The sequence below is a fragment of the Delftia sp. ZNC0008 genome (genome assembly GCF_000799035.1).
In the GTDB taxonomy this organism is placed as follows: Bacteria; Pseudomonadota; Gammaproteobacteria; order Burkholderiales; family Burkholderiaceae_C; genus Comamonas; species Comamonas tsuruhatensis.
This window is the reverse complement of sequence record NZ_JTKZ01000325.1, coordinates 1-3,501: the sequence shown is the minus strand read 5'-3', so window position 1 is coordinate 3,501 and position 3,501 is coordinate 1. Positions and strand designations below refer to the sequence as shown.

The window sequence follows — 3,501 nt, the reverse complement described above, 5'->3', positions numbered from 1 at the left end:
CTCGTGTGCCGCAGCAATCAGCCCTTCGCGGCCCTTGCTGGCGCCGCCGGTCCAGGTGCCGGGCAGGTAGCCGAACAGCTCGCTCTCCAACAGTGCCTCGGGAATGGCTGCGCAGTTGATGGCAATGAAGGAGCCGCTGCGGCCGCTGGATGCATGCAGCGCGCGGGCCAGGTATTCCTTGCCTGCGCCGGTCTCTCCCTGCACCAGCACGGGCAGCTCTTGCGGTGCGAGCCGCGCGGCCTTGCGCAGCAGCGTCTGCAGTGCGGCATCACCCGTGTCCAGCGCCTGCAGCGCAGCAGGCAGCGGGGGCTGCGCCGGCCTTGCCTGCGCTTGCAGGCGGCGTGTCCGGCGCTGCGGCTCCATGGCATGGGCGAAGAGGATGCTGCCGTCGCGGGCGCGGATGATGCGCTCCTGCGCCGGGCGATTGCGGCGCAGCTCGGACAGGTGGCGCAGGTCCACGTCGAAGAAACGCTCCAGCGGCTGGCCGATGAGGCTCTTGCGCTGGCGCCAGTCCAGTTGCGCGGCCGCTGCCAACAACCGCGCGCCCGCGTGGGTCATGGCGCGGATGCGGCCACGTGCATCGACGCTGATGGAGGCGTCGGGATCGACGTCGAGGAAATCGGGCGACTGGGCCAGGCGCACCACCCAGTCCTGGCCGGACTGCGCCATCAGGTTGGCCTGCTCCACGCGCCGCGCCGCGGCCATGACGAGGTTGAGCGCCAGGTTCTGGCTGGCCCGCTCGGCAGGTGAGCGCAGCAGCGACAGGTCCAGCACCGCCGCGAGTTCGCCGCGCATGTCGTAGATGGGCGCGGCCGTGCAGGACAGGCCGGTGTGGGTGAAGTCGAAATGGTCGCTCTGGTGCACCGTCAGCGCCTCGCCCGTCTCAAGGCAGGCACCCACGGCCGAGGTGCCCGAGTGGTCCTCGCGCCATTGCGCGCCCAGATACAGGCCCGCGCGGCGCAGGTCGCCCTTGTCGGCCTCATGCCCCAGAAAGTCCACGGCCACGCCGTGCCGGTCCGCCAGCAGCAGCACGTAGTCCAGTCCCTTGAGCTGCTGGTACAGCCGCTCCAGCGCATGGCGGGCGATGTGGATCAGCGGCTCGGACTCCTCGCGGTGCGCGCGCAGCTGGCCTTCGGTGACGATGTGGGCTTCGCTGGTATGCGCCGGGTCGAGCCGGTGGGAGTCGATGCAGCGGCGCCAGCTGCGCAGCACGGCGCGGTCGCGCTCCTGCCCGCGGTGGGAGTAGCCCAGGCCGAAGGCTTCGATTTCCTGGATGTGCGAGGCGTAGGACTGCAGGGGCATGGCGTGGAGTCGATGCGGGCTTTGAACGTGCCGCAGACAATTCTGTGCCCTGTGCGGCGCAGCGCCAATCAAGACTTACCCACTGCCCCTGCTGCGCTGCAGCACGCCTGGTGCGACAGGTGTCGCAGGGCTGCCCCACCTGTCGCGGGCGGCAACGCCGGGCAGCGGGGTGCAAGGCGCAGGGTTTGTACCGGAGGCGCGCAGGCAACCCCTTGATTTGCCTGGCGCATCCTGCCGCCGGGCCTGCCTGGCATGGTGATTGCGTAAGAGCGCCTGCCCGAAGAAAAACCAGCGGGCATGACCGCATCAAGGAGACAACCATGACCGATACGACGCCCAACGCCCGCGCCAAGGCGATGCTTGACCAACTCAACCATGCCCTGGGAGACCGCGACTTCGCGGCCGCCAGCCGCCTGTTCGCCGACGAATGCTACTGGCGCGACCTGGTGCTGCTGACCTGGAACATCAAGACCATGGAAGGGCGCAGCCAGATCGCCGACATGCTGGCCGCGCAGCTGGACGCCGCGGCGCCCGTGCGCTTTTCGCTGGACGAGCGCGAGACGGTGGAGGAGGCCGATGGCGTGGTATCCGCCTGGATCGTGATCGACACGCGCCATGCGCGCGGCGGCGGCCATGTCCGCATCAGGGACGGGCGCATCTGGACGCTGCTGACGGCCGCCCAGGAGCTCAAGGGGCATGAGGAACCCATGGGCACGCGCCGCCCGATGGGGGCCGAGCACGGCATCCGGCGTGGCCGCCAGACCTGGCTGGAGCGCCGCCAGCAGGAGGCCCAGGAACTGGGCCGCGACAGGCAGCCTTTCGTGCTCGTCATCGGCGGCGGCCAGGGCGGCATTGCGCTGGGCGCGCGGCTGCGCCAGCTGGGGGTATCGCACATCGTCATCGACCGCCAGGCGCGCCCTGGCGACCAGTGGCGCAACCGCTATAAATCGCTGTGCCTGCACGACCCGGTCTGGTACGACCACCTGCCGTACATGCCTTTCCCGGACAACTGGCCCGTGTTCGCGCCCAAGGACAAGATCGGCGACTGGCTGGAGATGTACACCAAGGTGATGGAGGTCAACTACTGGCCGTCCACCAACTGCCTGAACGCCCGCTTCGATGAGGGCCGGCAGGAATGGGAAGTCACCGTGGAGCGCAATGGCGAGACGCAGGTGCTGCGCCCCAGGCATGTGGTGTTCGCCACCGGCATGTCGGGCAAGGCGAATGTGCCCAAGATCAAGGGCCAGGACATCTTCAAGGGCGAGCAGCAGCACTCGTCCCAGCACCATGGCCCGGACGCCTACGCGGGCAAGAAGGTGGTGGTGATCGGCGCCAATAATTCCGCCCACGACATCTGCGCGGCCCTGTGGGAGCACGGCGCCGATGTGACCATGGTGCAGCGCTCGTCCACGCACATCGTGCGCTCCGATTCGCTGATGGACATCGGCCTGGGCGACCTGTACTCGGAGCGCGCCGTGGCCAGCGGCGTGACGACCAGGAAGGCGGACCTGATCTTTGCCTCGCTGCCCTACCGCATCATGGCCGACTTCCAGGTGCCGGTGTACAACCGCATCCGCGAGCGCGACGCTCAGTTCTACCGCCAGCTGGAGGCGACCGGCTTCATGCTGGACTTCGGGGATGACGACTCGGGCCTTTTCATGAAGTACCTGCGCCGCGCCTCGGGCTACTACATCGACGTGGGGGCCTGCGATCTGGTGATCGACGGCAGCATCAAGCTGCAGGCGGGCAAGCAGATCAGCCACCTGTCGGAAAACGCGGTGGTGCTGGCCGATGGCACCGAGCTGCCGGCGGACCTGGTGGTCTACGCGACCGGCTATGGCTCCATGAACGGCTGGGTGGCCGACCTGATCAGCCAGGAGGTGGCGGACAAGGTAGGCAAGGTCTGGGGCCTGGGCTCGGACACCACCAAGGACCCGGGACCGTGGGAAGGCGAGCAGCGCAACATGTGGAAGCCCACGCAGCAAGAGGCGCTGTGGTTCCACGGCGGCAACCTGCACCAGTCGCGCCACTACTCGCTGTACCTGGCGCTGCAGCTCAAGGCGCGGCAGGAAGGCCTGCCGGTGCGTGTCTATGACCTGCAGCAAGTTCATCACCTGCGGTAAGGCCGAATAATCGCCATGGGGCGGCTGTGCCGCCCGCCAACCCAGCCTTGCAAAACAGAAAGTTCAATCATGAAAG

General features: G+C 68.1%; 2 protein-coding genes. One reads left to right on the top strand and one right to left on the bottom strand.

Annotated features, from left to right (window positions below; genetic code table 11):
- Nucleotides 1-1,302 (bottom strand): sigma-54-dependent Fis family transcriptional regulator (locus L995_RS10915; RefSeq protein WP_047471592.1); only part of this gene is annotated, 1,302 nt, incomplete at its 3' end.
- 320 nt (nt 1,303-1,622) lie between these two features.
- On the opposite strand from L995_RS10915, the gene L995_RS10910 reads away from it, so the two are divergent.
- Nucleotides 1,623-3,425 carry an NAD(P)/FAD-dependent oxidoreductase gene (locus L995_RS10910; protein ID WP_017406502.1) on the top strand — a complete coding sequence of 601 codons (1,803 nt, stop codon included), beginning with the start codon at nt 1,623-1,625 and terminating at the stop codon, nt 3,423-3,425.
- Nucleotides 3,426-3,501 lie beyond the last annotated feature (76 nt).